This is a genomic window from Kitasatospora sp. NPDC001660 (assembly GCF_053596725.1).
Genome location: NZ_JBSFGU010000001.1, coordinates 277,013 through 293,437 on the forward strand (window position 1 = coordinate 277,013; position 16,425 = coordinate 293,437).

Annotated in this window: 13 protein-coding genes and 1 tRNA gene; 7 read left to right on the forward strand and 7 right to left on the reverse strand. The window is 72.3% G+C overall.

The genetic code is table 11. The annotated features are described in order from the left end of the window. Positions 1-34 precede the first annotated feature (34 nt). The gene (locus ACWCXH_RS01135; RefSeq protein WP_449799199.1) at positions 35-1,576 is read right to left on the reverse strand and encodes an FMN-binding glutamate synthase family protein; all 1,542 of its coding nucleotides are present in this window, start codon (positions 1,574-1,576) and stop codon (positions 35-37) included. 702 nt (positions 1,577-2,278) lie between these two features. On the opposite strand from ACWCXH_RS01135, the gene ACWCXH_RS01140 reads away from it, so the two are divergent. Further along, complete coding sequence (locus ACWCXH_RS01140; RefSeq protein ID WP_449799200.1) at positions 2,279-3,022, forward strand: peptidase inhibitor family I36 protein; 744 nt, start codon at positions 2,279-2,281, stop codon at positions 3,020-3,022. A gap of 15 nt (positions 3,023-3,037) precedes the next feature. Then, on the forward strand, positions 3,038-4,534 hold the full coding sequence (locus ACWCXH_RS01145; protein WP_449799201.1) for a phosphodiester glycosidase family protein: 1,497 nt from the start codon (positions 3,038-3,040) through the stop codon (positions 4,532-4,534). A gap of 62 nt (positions 4,535-4,596) precedes the next feature. Here the strand turns inward: ACWCXH_RS01145 and ACWCXH_RS01150 are convergent, their stop codons facing one another. After that, positions 4,597-4,872, reverse strand: coding sequence for a hypothetical protein (locus ACWCXH_RS01150; protein WP_449799202.1), 276 nt, complete (start codon positions 4,870-4,872; stop codon positions 4,597-4,599). A gap of 163 nt (positions 4,873-5,035) precedes the next feature. On the opposite strand from ACWCXH_RS01150, the gene ACWCXH_RS01155 reads away from it, so the two are divergent. Further along, complete coding sequence (locus tag ACWCXH_RS01155; RefSeq protein ID WP_449799203.1) at positions 5,036-5,428, forward strand: hypothetical protein; 393 nt, start codon at positions 5,036-5,038, stop codon at positions 5,426-5,428. Positions 5,429-5,514: 86 nt separating this feature from the next. Here the strand turns inward: ACWCXH_RS01155 and ACWCXH_RS01160 are convergent, their stop codons facing one another. The 3 genes from ACWCXH_RS01160 to ACWCXH_RS01170 are packed head-to-tail and all read right to left on the reverse strand — an operon-like array spanning position 5,515 to position 7,969. Continuing rightward, complete coding sequence (locus ACWCXH_RS01160; RefSeq protein ID WP_449799204.1) at positions 5,515-6,492, reverse strand: DUF6529 family protein; 978 nt, start codon at positions 6,490-6,492, stop codon at positions 5,515-5,517. Continuing rightward, entirely contained in the window at positions 6,489-7,442 is a 954-nt protein-coding gene (locus tag ACWCXH_RS01165; RefSeq protein ID WP_449799205.1) for a metallophosphoesterase family protein, read from the reverse strand. The genes ACWCXH_RS01160 and ACWCXH_RS01165 overlap by 4 nt, the downstream gene beginning before the upstream one ends. Beyond that, positions 7,439-7,969 carry a plastocyanin/azurin family copper-binding protein gene (locus ACWCXH_RS01170; RefSeq protein WP_449799359.1) on the reverse strand — a complete coding sequence of 177 codons (531 nt, stop codon included), beginning with the start codon at positions 7,967-7,969 and terminating at the stop codon, positions 7,439-7,441. Before ACWCXH_RS01170 ends, ACWCXH_RS01165 begins: the two co-directional genes overlap by 4 nt. 401 nt (positions 7,970-8,370) lie before the next feature. On the opposite strand from ACWCXH_RS01170, the gene ACWCXH_RS01175 reads away from it, so the two are divergent. Then, a tRNA-Pro gene (locus tag ACWCXH_RS01175) sits at positions 8,371-8,444 on the forward strand. Between the two features lie 2 nt (positions 8,445-8,446). Beyond that, entirely contained in the window at positions 8,447-10,714 is a 2,268-nt protein-coding gene (locus tag ACWCXH_RS01180; protein ID WP_449799206.1) for a hypothetical protein, read from the forward strand. Positions 10,715-10,860: 146 nt separating this feature from the next. Here ACWCXH_RS01180 and ACWCXH_RS01185 read toward each other — a convergent pair whose 3' ends face one another. Then, positions 10,861-11,619 carry a putative protein N(5)-glutamine methyltransferase gene (locus ACWCXH_RS01185; protein ID WP_449799207.1) on the reverse strand — a complete coding sequence of 253 codons (759 nt, stop codon included), beginning with the start codon at positions 11,617-11,619 and terminating at the stop codon, positions 10,861-10,863. 286 nt (positions 11,620-11,905) lie between these two features. Beyond that, positions 11,906-13,954 carry an NAD-dependent DNA ligase LigA gene (ligA, locus tag ACWCXH_RS01190; RefSeq protein ID WP_449799208.1) on the reverse strand — a complete coding sequence of 683 codons (2,049 nt, stop codon included), beginning with the start codon at positions 13,952-13,954 and terminating at the stop codon, positions 11,906-11,908. A gap of 241 nt (positions 13,955-14,195) precedes the next feature. Between ligA and ACWCXH_RS01195 the strand changes: the two genes are divergently transcribed. Both ACWCXH_RS01195 and ACWCXH_RS01200 read left to right on the forward strand, forming a co-directional pair. Then, positions 14,196-14,918: an alpha/beta hydrolase gene (locus ACWCXH_RS01195; protein ID WP_449799209.1), complete on the forward strand. Its 723-nt coding sequence runs from the start codon at positions 14,196-14,198 to the stop codon at positions 14,916-14,918. A 450-nt stretch (positions 14,919-15,368) separates the two neighbouring features. Then, positions 15,369-16,148, forward strand: a complete 780-nt coding sequence (locus ACWCXH_RS01200; RefSeq protein WP_449799210.1) for a VOC family protein — start codon at positions 15,369-15,371, stop codon at positions 16,146-16,148. Positions 16,149-16,425: the final 277 nt, after the last annotated feature.

A 16,425-nucleotide genomic window follows, 5' to 3' on the forward strand; every position in this document is an offset into this window, starting at 1 on the left:
CAGCCCTTTGAGCCGTCCCAGTTGACCGACCGCGTCATGAGCGCTTCTGCACGGAGGCCGCCTGGGCGGTGAGAAGTGCCGTGATCTCGTCGGCCAGGTGCGGGCCGAGCCGCCCCCAGCCCTCCTTGTAGCCGTAGACGCCGGCCAGGGTGCGGGCCTCGTAGTCGCCGTTCATGATCTCGATGTCGTCGGCCGTGATGAGCGCCGGGTGGGCGACTCCGACGGCCGCCGAGACCTTCATCAGCTCCTTGCGCAGGGTGCGCAGGTAGACCGCGGCCCGGGTGGCCTTCGAGGCCGGGTCGAGGCCGCGGGCCAGCCACGGGTTCTGGGTGGCGATGCCGGTGGGGCACTTGTCGGTGTGGCACTTCTGCGCCTGGATGCAGCCGATCGACAGCATCGCCTCACGGGCCACGTTGATCATGTCGACGCCCAGGGCGAACGCGACCGCGGCGTTCTCGGGCAGGCCGAGCTTGCCGGAGCCGATGAAGGTCAGGTCGTCGGTCAGCCCCAGCTCGGCGAAGGTGCCGTAGACCCGGGAGAAGCCCATCCGGAACGGCAGCGACACCGAGTCGGCGAACATCCGCGGTGCCGCCCCGGTGCCGCCCTCGCCGCCGTCGATGGTCACGAAGTCGACGCCGCGGTCACCGCGCGCCATCAGCGTGGCCAGCTCCTGCCAGAAGTCCATCTCCCCGACCGCGCTCTTGACCCCGACCGGCAGACCGGTCTCGGTGGCGAGCAGCTCGACGAAGTCGAGCATCGAGTCGACGTCGCCGAACGCGGTGTGCCGCGACGGGGAGGCGCAGTCCTTGCCGACCGGGATGCCGCGGATCCCGGCGATCTCCGGGGTCACCTTCGCGCCCGGCAGCATCCCGCCCAACCCCGGCTTGGCACCCTGGGAGAGCTTGATCTCTATCGCCTTGACCGGGGCACTGGCGACGACGTCCTTGAGCTTGTCGAGGTTGAAGCTGCCGTCCTCGTTGCGGCAGCCGAAGTACGCCGTGCCGAGCTGGAGGACGAGGTCACCGCCGTTGCGGTGGTACGGCGAGAGGCCTCCCTCGCCCGTGTTGTGCATCGCACCGGCCAGCGCCGCGCCCTTGTTGAGTGCCGTGATGGCCGCACCGGAGAGCGATCCGAAGCTCATCGCCGAGATGTTCACCACGCTCGCCGGCCGGAACGCCTTGGCGCGCCCGCGCGGCCCGCCCAGCACCTTGGCCGAGGGCAGGGGAGCCTGCGGGTCGTGCGCGTCGGGCAGGGCGCCGGCGAACGTGCGCTGCTTCAGGTAGGCGTGCCCCTGGACGTGCTCGACGTCGACCTCGGTGCCGAACCCGAAGTAGTTGTTCTCCTCCTTCGCCGACGCGTAGATCCAGGTGCGCTGGTCACGGCTGAACGGGCGCTCCTCCTCGTTGGAGGTCACGATGTACTGCCGCAGCTCCGGCCCGATCGTCTCCAACAGGTACCGGGCATGCCCGATCACCGGGAAGTTCCGGAGCAGTGCGTGCCTCTTCTGGATGAGGTCGCGGGCAGCCAGAAGCGCCACCGCTGTCGCGGCGGCCGCGCCGATCTTCCGGGCTTGCATGGACGTTCCTCCTCGATGCGCGGCACCGTCGCCGTGCGTTGGAGCCGTTGTGTCGGGCTGGGCGTCGGACGGCGGCACAGGACCATTCGGGCAGGCATCAGCGTCCGTCGAATAATGCGAAATGATGTTAAGAGCCCGAGCGAACAGGCCTGCAGCCAGGGGGCCGGTCCGGGGTTCGCCTTTACCATCGGCGCGCCCGGCGTTCCGGTGGCCGGCAGGCGGCACGCCGACTCGTCGAGGTTGGAACCGGGTCCAGGGAAGCCGAGGACCGCGGCCATCGAATTCCCGTCAAAACCAGGGCACAACAGAACGGCATCAGAGACCCGGCAGCGGCCCCTCGCATATTCGCACCACAACCAGTACGACGGAAAGATCAGCCGGCGCCGTGCGGACTTTGTCGCGCGCCGGATCGCTCCGTGCACCGCCTACGGCGAAGGTCGAGGACGCGGCCGCTGGCATGGCAGGCCATCAGGCATGACTGATGGTGTCTCAAATCCACCGCCATGCACTGTCCCAAACGGCAGGTCAGAGCGGTGAGACAGCTCAACGCGAGCCGGTACGGGCAGCAGCCGGCCGATCTTCGGCGAGGTCGCTGATAGCTTTGAGAAGCGGGACGCGGCGGCGTCCGTCGCGCTTTCCCGAGGACTCCCGATCCCGATTTCATCGCGGATCCGAAACCAGCCCGATCAAGGATTTTCATCTATGGGAATAACCGCCGTGCGGCAATACCTTCCGCGTGCCGTCCTGGGCATGACGCTCGTGGCGCTCGTCATCGCTTTTCTGCCCGGCACCCGAGCGACCGCCGCGAGCTGGACCAGCAGCTGCGCCGCCGGCAGCTTCTGCCTCTACGACCAGGTCGGCGGCCAGGGCGCCGCGCTGGCCGCCGACCCGACCGTCCCGGTCCAGGGCCTCGACGCCTCCTGGAACGACCGGGCCCGCTCGGTCGACAACCAGTCGTCGTACTGGGCCTGCTTCTACGCGGACGCGTCGTACGGCGGCACCGTGCAAGCCGTCCGCCCCGGCGGCCAGGCCAACCTCGCCGAGCTCGGCACCCGGCTGGACGGCAAGGTCACCTCGTTCAAGGGCGCCAAGTCCAAGGCCGGCTGCTTCACCGGCTACGAGCGCTGCGCGACCGGACAGCTCTGCCTGTTCGCCGAGGAGAGCGGACGCGGTGCGATGACCGCCCTCACCGAGAACGAGGTTCGCGGCTACGGCGCCGATTGGAACGGTCGGGCGGTCTCCGTCTTCAACCACACCGGCAAGCACGCGTGCTTCTACCCGAACCCGGACCTGAGCGGCAGCTGGAGCGCCGGCGGCTCCACCTACCGGGCGTTCGTCGTCCTCAGCGGCGACAGCACCTTCGTGCCCGCGCCGTACGCCGGCACGCTCAGCTCCGACCGCCTGGTCACCGCCTCCGGCGGCCGCCCCGCCACCGACTTCTGCTGACCGAGGAGGACTGTCATGAAGCGCACCGCAGCCGTCCGCACCGCCACGATCCTCGGCCTCGCGGCCTCCGTGCTCGCCGCCCCCGGCGGCGGCCTGGCCGGCGCCGCCGACACCGACATCGCGCTGGGCTCCATCACCCTCGCCCAGGGCGCCCGCACCACCCCCTTCCCGGGCATCACCCGCACGGTCTACCAGGACGCCGACCGGTCCTGGACCGTCAACGTGGTGGACATCGACCCGGCCCGCGCCCCGATCACCTTCAACGGCTCCATCGGCGACGGCATGTACACCACGCAGACCGTCCAGGAGATGCTCGAACAGACCACCGGTGTGGCCAGTCGCCGCCCGTTCGTCGGCATCAACGGCGGCTACTTCGACACCGGCGTGACCCTGAAGCCGGACCCGGCCGGCCAGATCTTCCTCGGCGACCTCGGCGGCGTCTCGATCAAGAAGGGCCGCCTGCTCAGCGAGGCCGCCGGCGGCCGCCTCGTCCCGCTCCCGGCCGACGCCCCCACCGGCGCGAAGGCCGTCCTGCGCCCGGCGGGCTCCGTGCTGATGCTGCAGAACGGCCGCCCGTACATCACCGAGCTCGCCACCAAGCTCACCGTGCAGCTCTCCGACGACCCCACCGTGAGCCGCAGGATCGACGGCATCAACCGCCTCCCCGGCCGCCAAGCCCACTGCCTGCGCAACCCCGACCCCGCCGACAAGACCGTGAAGGTCGTCGAGGGCGTCTGCTTCAACCCGTCGGAGATCGTCGAGTTCACCCCCGAGTGGGGGGCGAAGACCCCGTCGCCGGACTTCCTGAAGGACACCACCACCGACGACGACCCGGGCGTCGAGGTGCTGTTCGACCCGGCGGGCACGGCCACGGCCTGCTTCCGCCCCGGCGCCGCCCCCGGCGGGATCGTCAGCGACGCCCCGCGCGGCGGCCACGACGTGCCGCCCGGCGGACGCGCCCTCCAGGGCACCGGCGACGGCGCCACCTGGCTCTGGGACAACGCCTGCGCCGGCAGGTCCGTCGCCGAGCACACGGTGATCACCGACACGCGGTTCGGCGACACCCTCGCCGACACCTGGTTCGGCCGCGCCCCCGCCGGCGCCGTCGAGCAGCCGATCGACCCGGCGCTGTACGCCACCGACGGCGGCGACGTCCTGATCCGCGACACCGCGCTCGTCTACCAGCCGGCGACCGACATCGACAGGCGCACCTGGCGCACGGCCGCCGGGGCGGACGGTTACGGCCACCTCTACCTCGTCACGGTCGAGGGCCGGAAGGGCGGTGGCACCGGGCTCGCCGAAGGCGCCACCCGCAGCGAGTTCGCCCGGCTGCTGAAGTCGCTCGACCTCGTCGACGCGATCAACATGGACGGCGGCGGCTCCACCACCCTCAACATGCGCGACGCCAACGGCAACGAACCGCCGCTCACCACGACCACGGACTCGGCCCCGCGCCACGTCGCCGACACCGTCTACGCCGCCGTCGGCGGCTACGGGCTCGCGGCCCGCTAGGCGGTCGGCTCCGGAGTCCTCCGAAGGTTGACTCCGGAGCCGGTGTCGTACATGGCGTCTGGTCAGATGCCGGGGCGGCGGGGGACCCGGTGGTCGGTGACCGTCAGCAGCCCGGCCTTCCCCAAGGCAGCCTCGGCGGGAAATGCGGCCGCCATGCTCGCTCCTCCCCCGGATACCGCACCGATCCGCGCGAGCGCCGACCCGAACGGCACCAGGTCTGCGCCCATCGCCCCGACCCCGGCCACCGGGACCACCTTCGCCACGTCCAGCAACTCCTCGCCCGGCCCCAACAGCGGCTCCACCGCCAGGCGATAGCGGTTGATCATCTTCTCGGTCACCCCCGCAGGGTAGCGGTCCCGGCTGCCTCGCCCTCAAAGGTCGCCGGTCCCATGCCGGGTCCGGGCTGCGTGCGCGTGGTGGCTAGGATGAGCTATGGAATCGAACATCACACGTTCTGCGGCGACTTGGGCCGGATCGCGGGCGCAGGTCCTGGCTTTCCTGATGGGTGCCGCGGCCGTCGGCTGGACCGTGGTCGCGCTGAGCGTGCATGCACCCGATCCGGCCGCACTCGACCCCGACGGTGCGACCGATGCCGCAATGGCCCGGACGGGTGCTGCCGTGATGGCCGCCGTCGCGGCGGTGGCAGCCTTGCTCTGGTGGCGCCACCGGGTGACCGCGCACCGTCCGGGGAGGGGTTGGGCGCGCGCGGCGTTCGCCGTCTCCGCTGCTCACCTGGTGCCCGTCCTGCCGGTGATCGCACTCGCCTCGTGGGGCTGGAGCGCCCCGCTGATCGCGTTCACGTGCGCGGTGATCACCTGCGGCGTTCAGGAGGCCGCCGCGGCGACGGCGACGGGTGACGGCCGGGCGGGCCGGTTCACCCCGACGTCCGGCTGACGACCCGAGGCGCCGGTGCAGGACGAACCGGGCCCAGCCGCACGGAATCCGCTGTTGGCCGTCGGGAGAAGCGCCTCACGTCCTGCTCACAGGCCGGGTGCCTGGAAACCGTTCAGATACCAGAGGGGGGCGACGTACCAGATCAGGGCGATCGCGGTGACGAGGGTACCGCCGGCCACGGGGAGTGCCCAGCCGGGCCAGCGGCGGTGCCGGACCACGATGACCTTGGCGACGAAGGCCCCGTAGAGGAAGCAGCCGGTGAGCGAGTGCAGCGCCACGCGGGTGTCGGTGAATTGGACGCCGTAGGCGGTGATGCAGTGCTGAGCGATGGGCAGGGAGAGGAGGAAGGCGGCCAGGCCGATGAGGCGGTGCGTGGTGTGGACCCGGTGCGGTGCGGCTTGCAGTGCGGGAACACGGCCGTAGATCCACAGGGCGAGAAAGAGCTGAATCAGCGCCAGGCCCAGGAGTGCGGAGCCCAGTTGGGCTTTCAGCTGCATCGCGTCATTGCCGCGGTTCCCGAAGAGGCTGGCCTCGTAGTCGGGGGTGTGTACCCGGCCGTACCAGAAGAGGCCGGCCGCCACCGCCACGGGCAGGAGAAGCCACAGGACGTCATGGAGCCGTCGGTGGCCGACGGGGGGAGCGAGGCCCTCCACGCGCTCGGCCGCCGCCGCTCTCGATCTTGCCGCCGCCGCTAGCGCTGGCTGCCAGGCCACGACGATCAGCAGGGTGAGCACCTCGGCGATGAGGCTGAGCACGGCCTGCGGGGCGGGTTGCAGGCCGTCTTCGGAGAACCCGAACAATCCGGTGGTGCGAGATGCGACGAACCCGACGAGCGTGCAGACGGCAATCACCGCGCCGGCGATTCGCAGGAACAGGGGCGCCCCCAACAGAAGGAGTGCGGCCACCGCGAAAGCCGTGCTGGCCTGCAACAGGAACAACGGGCCGATGATGTGGACGAAGCGGTATCCGTCGATGTAGAGCTGGGCGTGGATGTATCCACTCGCCGCGAGCGTGGCGGCAAGCACCAGGCGCAGCGCGAGGGCGGGCAGGCTCCGGGTGTTCATGCGAGCTTCTCGTCCTTGACGGCCAGTGCGTGGCTGCCCTGCCAGTAGTTGACGGTGCGGATGCCGAGTGCGTCCTTGAGGCGTCCGGCGGGCAGTACCTGCGGGAGTGGGGCGGGGCCCTCTCCGGGTTTGGGGAACGGGTAGCAGGTGGGGCGGGCCGAGTGGAAGGTGATGTTGCCCTCGGTCTTGCTGAACAGCTGGTGGACGTGCCCGTTGAGGCACGTCACTGAGGAGAAGCGGCGAAACATCGACAGCAGCTGCACCGAGTCGTCGGTGCCCCAGCCCCACGTCGGATACATCGCGAACAACGGGATGTGGCTGAAGATGACGATGGGGGTGTCCGACGACAGGCCCGCGATGTCCTTGCGCACGAAGTCGATCTGATCGTTGCCCAGGTGGCCGAGTTGCTCCAGGTGCAGCGTGTTGACGAGCGCGATGAAGTGCACACCGTGAGTGTCGAAGCTGTACCAGCCGTCGCCCAGGGTGTTCTGGCCGAAAGCCTGTCGGTAGGCGCGTGGTCCGTTGTCTCCGATCGAGTCGTGCTCGCCCGGCACGGTGAAGACCCGGTCCGTGTCCAGTTGCGACAGCATCTGCTTGACCTGATCGAACTGGTCCGGAGTGGAAAGGTGCGTCAGGTCGCCACTGTGCATGACGAAGTCGGGCCGGAAGCCGAGGGAGTTGATCTGGTTGATCGCTGTGCCGAACGTCCCGGTGACGTCCATGTTGGCCGGTCCCTGGAAGCCGATGTGGCTGTCGGAGATCTGCACGAACCGCAGGTCCGCGCTGCTCGCCGGGGCCGCGCTCGCCGAACCGGGGATGTGACTGATCACCTCGCCTGCGGTGACCGTCAGGACGACGGCACCACCGAACCAGGCGGAGTGCCGCATGAGCTGCCGGCGGGTCATGCCGTGCTCGCCGCCACCGTTGGAGTCGTCCGTGTGCTCGGTCATGGGGTCACCTCCACGGTGGCGGTCATGAACGGGTGGATGCTGCAGAAGTAGGGGTAGGTGCCGGGTTGGGTGAACGTGTAGCTGTAGGTGTCGTTGGTGGCCAGGGCTGCCGACTGCAGTGGCCCGCCCGATCCTTGCTTGCTGGTGACGGTGTGAGTGTCGGGGTCGGTGTTGGTCCAGGTCACCTTCGTACCCACCTTGACCGTCAGAGCGGGCGGGGAGAACGCGAAGTTCTGGATCGTCACCGCGTTGGCGGCCGCTGGAGCGGACGGCTGGCCGCCGGCAGTGGCAGGTGAGGTCGAGGACGCGCTTGGTGGTGCGCTGACAGCGACCGTGCCGCTCGTTCCGGAGGCACCGGGAAATCCCGCCAGGGTCTGACCGGGTCCGGGGCTCAGCGCACCGGAGGGTTTGGGTGACGATCCGCCGCACGCGCTGAGCAGGCCCAGCACTCCGGCAACGGCGACCGCGACCAGGCAGGCCGTACGCGGCCGCCGGACTGGCGGAGAGGAATTCGCATTCATGACCATCGTTCCTTCTACGCGTCCCCAGTCGCCCGGGCGGGTGTGATGCAGGACCAATCCGCGATCGGTCTCCACGAGCAGATGGGACGACCGCGGAACGCCGGCCGGGCGATGCTGGAAAGGGGTGCAACCCGGTGGGCCACGCTATGTGAGCGAACGGCACATCCCATGCTGCAAAACGAATTCCACGGCGGAGTATCGCTGTTTCACCCTTGCGGCGGGCAGTGGGGCGCCTCAAGCAGGGAGGCCCGGCGGTGCCCCGCCCGGGGGCGGCGAGGAGATCCAAGGGCGCACCGTCCCTGGCAACACCGTGAAAGGGCCGCACGCAGGCCAGTACGACTGAGCCGAGCCCTGTGGATATTGCGTTGCCCCGCCCCCGCCCGCTTCGTAGGGTCTCGTCCCGACAGCGACGTGTAGCTCAGCGAGACAGAGCACCAGGCTCGGGACCTGGAGGGCGCGGGGGCAGAACCCGCCACGTCGGCAATGGACACCAACGCTGAGCAGCAGCACCCGCGCCCGACGGCCGCCACCGCCGTCACCGTCTCCACCGACTACGCGCACGGCCGGCTCGCCCGCGCCTTCGCCACCGCCCTGTCCCACCCGGACCCGGCCACCCGCGAACGCGCCGAGCAGCGGATGAGCGGCTGGCGCGCGGTGCTGGCCGGCATGCGCGACGGCCGCCTGCGGGTCGGCTCCCGCACCCCGGTGACGGGCCTGCCCGCCTGGGTGACCCCCGAGGTGCTGCGCGGCGGCTTCGCGACCGGCCGCGCCCGCGCCGAAGGCCCCCTCCAGCCCGACGAGTCGGCGGCCTGCCGCGCCGCCGGCATCCCCGAGGGCCGCGCCGAGCTGTTCGCCCACTCGCTCACCGAACCCGGCCTCACCGCGCTGTGGCGCCTCCTCGACAGCGGCCGCTACCGCGTCACCGTGCCCGAGGAGGCCGCCCTGCTCACGGTCGCCTGGCTGGTCCGCGCGGGCGAGCACGACGCCGCGCTCGACCTGGTCGCCACCCTCCGGCCCTTCGCCGACCGGCTGCGCTTCACCCCGCGGCCCGGCGGCTCCTCCACCGCCGCCCCCGACGCCGTACACCGCACCACCGCCGCCGACGCGAGCGCCGCCCTCGCCCTCCGCGGCCCCAGCCACGCCGTGGAGACCCAGCGCGAGGCCCACACCGTCTGGCTCCCCTTCTCGGACGAGTTGCTCGCCCACTGGTTGGAAACCTCCCCCAGCGACGAGCGTCCCGGCCGCGTCCTCGACCGCACCCCCGGCCCCGACTGGCACCGGCGCAGCGCCGAACTCCTCCTGCGCTACCGCACCCTCGCCGCCGCCCACACCCGGTGCGGCAAGCACCGCAACCCCCGCGAGAACCTCGGCATCCTGCGCACCGCCCTCGAACTGACCGTCACCGGCAAGCAGTTGGACGCCCGTACGATCGGTCTGCTGCGCCACGCCGCCGAGTCGATGGTCCGCCGCCGCGGCCTGCCCGGCTCCGCCCGGCACACCGCGCTGCGCCGGGAGCAGGGCCGCCAGGCCGCCCTGCCCTCCCACCACGCCCTCGCCGTTCTCCTGCTCGCCCGCCTCGCCGACCTGCCCGAGCACGAGGGAGTGGCCGACCCTGCCGCCGTCCTCGCCCCCGTCACCGTGGCCGAGGCCGACGCCAGAGGCCTGCCCGTCGGCGCCGTCATCCCGGCCACCCTGCACAGGCCCGTCCTGGCCGCCACCAGCGCGCCCGTCGAAACGCTCATCGAGCGCGGCCTCGTCCCCTCCGCCGAGGTCCTCGCCGAACTCGTGCCCCAGCTCGCCTCGGTGGCCGACGCCGCCGCCCACCCCGACCCGGCCCTGCGCACCCTGGCGGCGGCAGGCCACCGTGCCTTCGCCGAGCGCCGCTCGCTGCTCCTGCTCGACTACGCCCACCAGGTCCGCGCCGAGGAACTGCCCTGGGTGCAGGCCGTCCGCCCGCACCGCAGCACCGACCCCGCCGTCGCCGACACCCAGTTCGCCACCCTGCGCCGCCTGGGCGAGGTGGCCGTCGGCGCGTTCCCCGGCACGATCCTGCCCAACCCGCTGGTGAGCGAACTGGCCGCGCTGGCCCGCCGCTGCGGCACGCAGCTGCCGTTCGTCGAGGAACTGGCCGCCGACATCTTCATGGGCGGCTTCTCCTCGAAGTTCCCCGCGGCCGCCCGCATCGCCGCCGAGCTCCTCGAAGGCACGCTCTACGAACGATACTTCGGCATCGACTACCTCGACGTGTACACCCTGGCGGACGGCGCGCCCTTCGCCGCCCTGTGCACACGGCGGGCGGCCCGCACCGGCGAGCCGCGGTCGGTGGCCGGCAACGGCACGGTGATCGAGCAGGCCCAGATCCTCACCACCCACAACCTGGCCACCCTCGCCGGGCCGGTCGGCATCACCCCGCCCGCCGGCTGGGACACCCTCGCCCGGCGCTCCTTCGCCACCGCCTGCCGACTGGCCGGACTGGCCGAGCGGGTGCCCCGCCCGCTGCCGGTCGTGAAGAACGCCGCCTTCGCCTGGCGCCAGGGGCTCTTCCACCTCTCCCTGTGCCCGCCGCGGGCCCGGGACGCCGTCCTGCGCGAACTCGCCCAGGACCACCCCGCCCGCCTCGCCCCGGCCGTGACGGGCCTGCACCTGATCGCCGGCGGCGGCCGGTTCGACCCCGACGGCACCGCGGATGGCGGCACCGCCCGCCGCTTCCTCGGCTGGAGCACCGGCCCCCACTGGCTCCTCCACCGCTGAGCCACCGCCGCCCGCCCCGGCCCGGTCGAAGGGCCGGGGCGGCGGCTTTTGGCTCGGCGATCCGGATGCCGACCAGCCGGTCGACGTATGCCCCGGCCCACCCCCGGCCCCGACCCCGCTCCGGGCGAAGCCCGCCCGGCGGGCCGTCAGCGGTGCCGGACCGCGGTGATGGCGGTCGCGTCGAGGTCCTCGTGGTAGGAGGCGGTGGCGTGCAGGTCGGCGGCGAGGGCGATGGCGAGGGCGTCCGGGGTCTGGCGTTCGCTGGTCTCGAAGAGGAGGGAGCCGCCGGGGGCGAGCCAGCGCGGGGCGTCGGCGGCGACGCGGCGCAGCACGTCGAGCCCGTCGGTGCCGCCGTCGAGGGCGGGGAGGGCCTCGTGCAGGCGGGCCTCGGGGGGCAGGAGGTCGATGTCGGCGGTGGGGACGTACGGGACGTTGGCGAGCAGGACGGCGATGCGGTTGCGCAGGGCGGCGGGCAGGGCGGCGAAGAGGTCGCCGTGGTGGACCTGACCGCCGCACGGGGCGAGGTTGCGGCGGGCGCAGCGGACGGCGGCCGGGTCGACGTCGGCGGCGTGCAGCTCGACGGGGTGCGGGACGGCGGCGGCGAGGGCGGCGCCGAGGGCTCCGCTGCCGCAGCACAGGTCGACGATGACGGCGTCCGGGCCGGTCAGCGCGGTGGCCGTGGTGACGAGGTGCTCGCTGCGGCGGCGCGGGACGAAGACGCCGGGGTCGACGGCGATCCGCAGGCCCGCGAACTCGGCCCAGCCGACGACGTGTTCCAGCGGGCGGCCCGCGGCGCGGGCGCGGACCATCGCGGCGAGCTCGGCCGGTGTGGCGGCCGCGGTGAGCAGGATCCGCGCTTCGTCCTCCGCGAAGACGCAGCCGGCGGAGCGCAGGCGCGAGACCACGGAGGAACGAAGGGGCGCGGAAGGGAAGACCGACAAGGAGAACCTCTTGAGGGAATCGAGAAGAACTGAACGACTCCGTCAGGGCCCCGCGAGGGACGTCGCCGTGGAACGGGACGCCATCGCGCCTACGCGCGCGACGCGCCGTCCCTGCGACCGGACCCGGGGAGCACCCGCTCGGACGTACCGGTAATGGGTCTCACCTCCCTGGGTAGCGGTCCTACTCGGCGTCGGTCACCCTACCGCACCTCTGCGTGACCAACCTCCGGGGTCGGTCGATCTCTGGCTCTCAGCCCATGATGTCCGCGACCACGGCCGCGAACTCCTCCGGGGTGAGGATCCGGATGCCGAGCTCCTCGGCCTTGGCGCGCTTGGAGCCGGCCTTCTCGCCCGCGACGACGAGGGTGGTGCGCTTCGAGACCGATCCCGAGGCCTTGCCTCCGGCGCGTTCGACGAGCTCGTTCACCGCGTTGCGGGAGAGGTCGGCGAGGGCGCCCGTCATGGCGCCGGTGACGACGACGGTCTCGCCGGCGAGCGGGCCTGCCGCCGAGTCGTCCCCAGAGGTGGTGGCGGCAGGCGCTGCCGGTTCGGTGACCTCCGTACCGACACCCTGGGCCGCGAGTCGGTCCAACAGCGCTGCCACGTCGTCGAGTTCGGCCATGATGACGGCAGCCTTCTCGACCCCGATGCCGTCCACGCCCGCGAGCGCCGCCACGTCGGCGGCCCGGATCGCGGCCATGCTGCCGAAGTGGGCGGCGAGGCGGCGGGACATCGTGCGGCCGGTGCCGCGGACGCCGAGCGCGCAGAACACCCGGTGCAGCGGACGCGTGCGGGCCGTCTCCAGGGCGGCGAGCAGGTTGTCGGCGCTGGTCTCGCCCATGCGGTCGAGGGTGAGCAACTGCTCCTTCGTGAGGGTGAAGAGGTCGGCGATGTCGTTGACGAGACCACTCTCGACCAGCTGGACGGCCCGGGTGCCGCCCAGGCCCTCGATGTCGAGCTGGTCGCGCCCGGCCGCGTAGATCACCGAGGCGACGGCCTGGCAGGCCCTCCCCCGCACACAGCGCCAGCGCTGCTCGGACGTGTCGATCGCGTCGCCGCAGCGCGGGCACACCTCGGGGAACACGATCGGCCGCTCGGCGCCGGCGCGCTCGTCGACCAGCGGCGCCTCGACGCGCGGGATGACGTCCCCCGCCCGGTAGACGAACACCTGGTCGCCGATCATCAGACCGCGGCGCTCGATGTCGGCCGGGTTGTGCAGCGTCGCGTACGTGACGGTGACGCCGTCGATCACGACCGGTTCGAGGACGGCGCGCGGCGCGATGATCCCGGTGCGGCCGACGTTCCACTCCACGGCGAGCAGCCGGGTGACCTTGTGCTGCGCCTGGAGCTTGCGGGCGACGGCCCACCGCGGCGCGCGCGATCCCGAACCGGCCTCCTCCTGGTCCGCCGCCGCGTCCGCCTTGACGACGACGCCGTCGATGCCGAACGGCAGCGCGGCGCGCAGGGCGGCGATCTCGTCGATGCGCTGCTGCGCCTCGGCGAGGGTGGCGCAGCGGCGGGGCGCGGCGTCGGTGGTGGCGGCGGTGTTGGCGCCGAGCTCGGCGAGGCGGGCCAGCAGGGCGGCGTGGTCGAGGCCGGGCAGGCCGAGGGCGTCGTAGGCGAAGAACGTCAGCTCGACGCGGTAGGGGCGGTCCTTGGCGCGCAGGGTGCCGGCGGCGCCGCTGCGCGGGTGGGCGAAGGGGGTGGCACCGTGGGCGGTGCGGACGGCGTTGGCCTGCTCGAACTGCTCGTGGGTGAGCAGGACTTCGCCGCGCAACTCGATGTCCAGCGGCTCGGCGAGCCGCGCGGGCAGGCCGAGGACGGCGTCGGCGGCGTGGGTGATGTCCTCACCGGCCAGGCCGTCACCGCGGGTGAGCACCTGGGCGAGCCGCCCGGCCCGGTAGCGGGCTGCGACGGCGAGACCGTCCAGCTTCGGCTCGACGCACCAGGCGGCGACCGGACGGCCCAGGCGGCGCTCCAGACCGGCCGCCCAGGACTCCAGCTCCTCGGCGGAGAACACGTTGTCGAGCGAGAGCATCGGCACAGTGTGCGGGACGTCCCCGCCCGCCGCCCCGCCGGCGACCTTCCCGGTCGGCGTCTCGGGCAGCACCTCGTCGGGGTGCTCACGCTCGTAGGCCTCGATCGCCCGCACGAGCGCGTCGTACTCGTCGTCGCCCAGCGGGGTCTCCCCGTCGGCGTAGTACGCGGCGGCAGCCCGGACGGCGGCGGCGACGGCGTCGGCGTAGGCGTCCGCGGAGGTCAGGGCGACAGGGGAGGCCATGGTGGCGATGTCCTTCATGCCGCCATCATGGCGAGTAGGACTGACATTCGACCGCCTTCGCCGGCGGGCCCCGGAGCCTGCGCAAAAAACGCTTTGGCGGACCACGGCAGCCACTGCTAGCCTGCCGGAGACCGTGCGAGAGAACGAGGAGGTGGTACCCGTGAACGCAGTATCGACATGGGTGCTCCCCTCCGGGGTCACGGTCGGGCGATAGGTCGTCCGGGAGCGCCGTTCAAGAGCACTCCCGAAAGGCACGACCATGCAATTCACTTCCGAGCAGCGCCTCGACAACGGCGTCCTCGAACGCGAATTCACCCTCGGCGAGATCCCCGGCACCCTGTGGACGCCTGAATCCGCCGCACCGACCCCGCTGATCCTGATCGGCCACAACGGCGGCCTGCACAAGCGGGAACCGCGGCTGGTGGCCCGGGCCCGGCACGCCGCGGCGTACGGCTACGCGGTGGCCGCCATCGACGCCCCCGGGCACGGCGACCGGCCCCGTTCCGCCGCCGACGAACAGGCCCGCGCCGACCTCCGCCGGGCGATGCAGGCCGGCGAACCGGTCGACGAGATCTTCGAGTCGTTCATCGGTCCGCTGGTCGAAAAGGCGGTCCCGGAGTGGCGGACCACCCTGGACGCCCTCCTTTCGCTGCCCGAGATCGGCGGCCCGGTCGGGTACTCGGGGTGGACCGCCGTCGGCATTCGGCTGGCGGTGGTCGAGCCGCGCATCGCGGCCGCCGGTTTCTTCGCCGGGGGTTACGTGCCCCGCGCCCAGCGCGAGGAGGCCCGGCAGGTCACCATTCCGCTGCGGTTCCTGCTGCAGTGGGACGACGAAGGGAACCCCCGGCAGCGGGCCCTGGACCTGTTCGACGCCTTCGGCTCCAAGGAGAAGACGCTGCACGCCAATCTGGGCGGGCACGCCGGCACCCCGTGGTTCGAGGTGGACGACGGTAACCGGTTCTTCGGCCGGCACCTGAAGTGAGGCCGGGCCGGCAGGCCGGCAGCGGACGGTAGGCGGTGCCGGCCAGGATGCCGCTCGTCGAGGACGGGTCCCGGGGACTGCGGTGGCCGGCAGATGCACAACCGCCCCGATCGCGGCGGTACCCGCCATCGGCGGTACCGGCCGGTCGGGGCGGCACGTCTCCGGATCGACGACGGTGAAGGGTCGGCCGGTCCGGCCCGCTGGGCCGCAACTGACGGAAAGCCCGCGACCTTGGGGCAGGTGACAGGATCCGCGCCCAGCCGGTGACAGCCATCGCGCCCGGCCGGGTGATGAACCGCAGGTCGTCGAAGGCCTGCGGTGACAACCGTCGCGGCCCGTCACACCGGCCGCCCGTCACCCGGTCGCCGGGCGGGGCGGCGTGTCGGGTGGCGGGGGAAGAGTGGCGGCGGAAGGGTGGCTGGCGGAAATCCCCCGGGAGAAAGGGCAGCCATGCCTGAAGTCACCACTGCGTACAAGACCGGCACGCCGTGTTGGGTCGACCTCATGGCGAAGGACCAGCGGGCCGCGCTCGACTTCTACCGTGACCTGCTCGGCTGGCAGGGCGAGCCCGGCCCGGCCGAGTTCGGCGGGTACGCGGTCTGCGAGCTCAACGGGAAGGCTGCGGCCGGAATCGGGCCGGCGATGGCCCCGGAGGGGATGCCGGAGCCCCCGACCGTGTGGACCAGCTACCTGTCCACCACGGACGCCCAGGCCACCCAGGACGCGATCACCGCTGCGGGCGGCACGCTGCTGGTGCCGGTGATGGACGTCGGAAGCCTGGGGCGGATGCTCATCGCCTCCGACCCCCAAGGCGCGGTGTTCGGGGTCTGGCAGCCCGGCGACTTCTTCGGCGCGAGGGTGGTCAACGAGCCCGGCGCGCTGATCTGGAACGAGCTGCACACCAGTGACATCGAGGCCGCGACCGCCTTCTACGGCGAGGCCTTCGGCATCGAGATCCAGCCGATGGAGGGTGCGGAGGGCTCGTACTGGGCGCTGCACGTGGGCGGTCGGCCGGTCGGCGGGGCCACGCTGCTCGCCAACGACCCGCCCGGCACTCCGGCGCACTGGCTGACGTACTTCGCGGTCGACGACGTGGACTCCACCGTCGACGCGCTGGTCAAGAGCGGCGGCACCGTCCTCGCCCCGCCCTTCGACATGATGGCCGGCCGCATGTCGGTGGTCGCCGACCCGCAGGGCGCCCCGTTCGCACTGTTCAAGTCGTCCATGTAGGGACGCGCGCTCACGCTCTCCCTCCGCCCGCCCGGGCTTTCCCGGGCGGGCGGAGGTGCTCCGCGAAGAACCTGCGGACCGCGCGGCGGACCGTCAACATCGCTCGCGACCACCGAGTTCGGGCCGGCACGGGACGGGGCGGGAGGAGTCGACGAGGCAGCCGGGGGCGAGCCTGCTGGTGGCGGCCGCCCAAGGCGCCGTCCGCGATCCGGCGGGGGACGCCCCGGACCGCGTTGTAGGGGGCGCACGAGCACGACTCGGCGCCGCCGTCAAGTTG

Bases quoted from the DNA above. Each gene is read 5' to 3' on its own strand.
- ACWCXH_RS01200 (WP_449799210.1), top strand. From the start codon at position 15,369: ATGCCTGAAGTCACCACTGCGTACAAGACCGGCACGCCGTGTTGGGTC.
- ACWCXH_RS01160 (WP_449799204.1), bottom strand. From the start codon at position 6,492: ATGAACACCCGGAGCCTGCCCGCCCTCGCGCTGCGCCTGGTGCTTGCC.
- ACWCXH_RS01170 (WP_449799359.1), bottom strand. From the start codon at position 7,969: ATGGTCATGAATGCGAATTCCTCTCCGCCAGTCCGGCGGCCGCGTACG.
- ACWCXH_RS01140 (WP_449799200.1), top strand. From the start codon at position 2,279: ATGGGAATAACCGCCGTGCGGCAATACCTTCCGCGTGCCGTCCTGGGC.
- ACWCXH_RS01145 (WP_449799201.1), top strand. From the start codon at position 3,038: ATGAAGCGCACCGCAGCCGTCCGCACCGCCACGATCCTCGGCCTCGCG.
- ligA (WP_449799208.1), bottom strand. From the start codon at position 13,954: ATGAAGGACATCGCCACCATGGCCTCCCCTGTCGCCCTGACCTCCGCG.
- ACWCXH_RS01165 (WP_449799205.1), bottom strand. From the start codon at position 7,442: ATGACCGAGCACACGGACGACTCCAACGGTGGCGGCGAGCACGGCATG.
- ACWCXH_RS01195 (WP_449799209.1), top strand. From the start codon at position 14,196: ATGCAATTCACTTCCGAGCAGCGCCTCGACAACGGCGTCCTCGAACGC.
- ACWCXH_RS01155 (WP_449799203.1), top strand. From the start codon at position 5,036: ATGGGTGCCGCGGCCGTCGGCTGGACCGTGGTCGCGCTGAGCGTGCAT.
- ACWCXH_RS01180 (WP_449799206.1), top strand. From the start codon at position 8,447: ATGGACACCAACGCTGAGCAGCAGCACCCGCGCCCGACGGCCGCCACC.
- ACWCXH_RS01135 (WP_449799199.1), bottom strand. From the start codon at position 1,576: ATGCAAGCCCGGAAGATCGGCGCGGCCGCCGCGACAGCGGTGGCGCTT.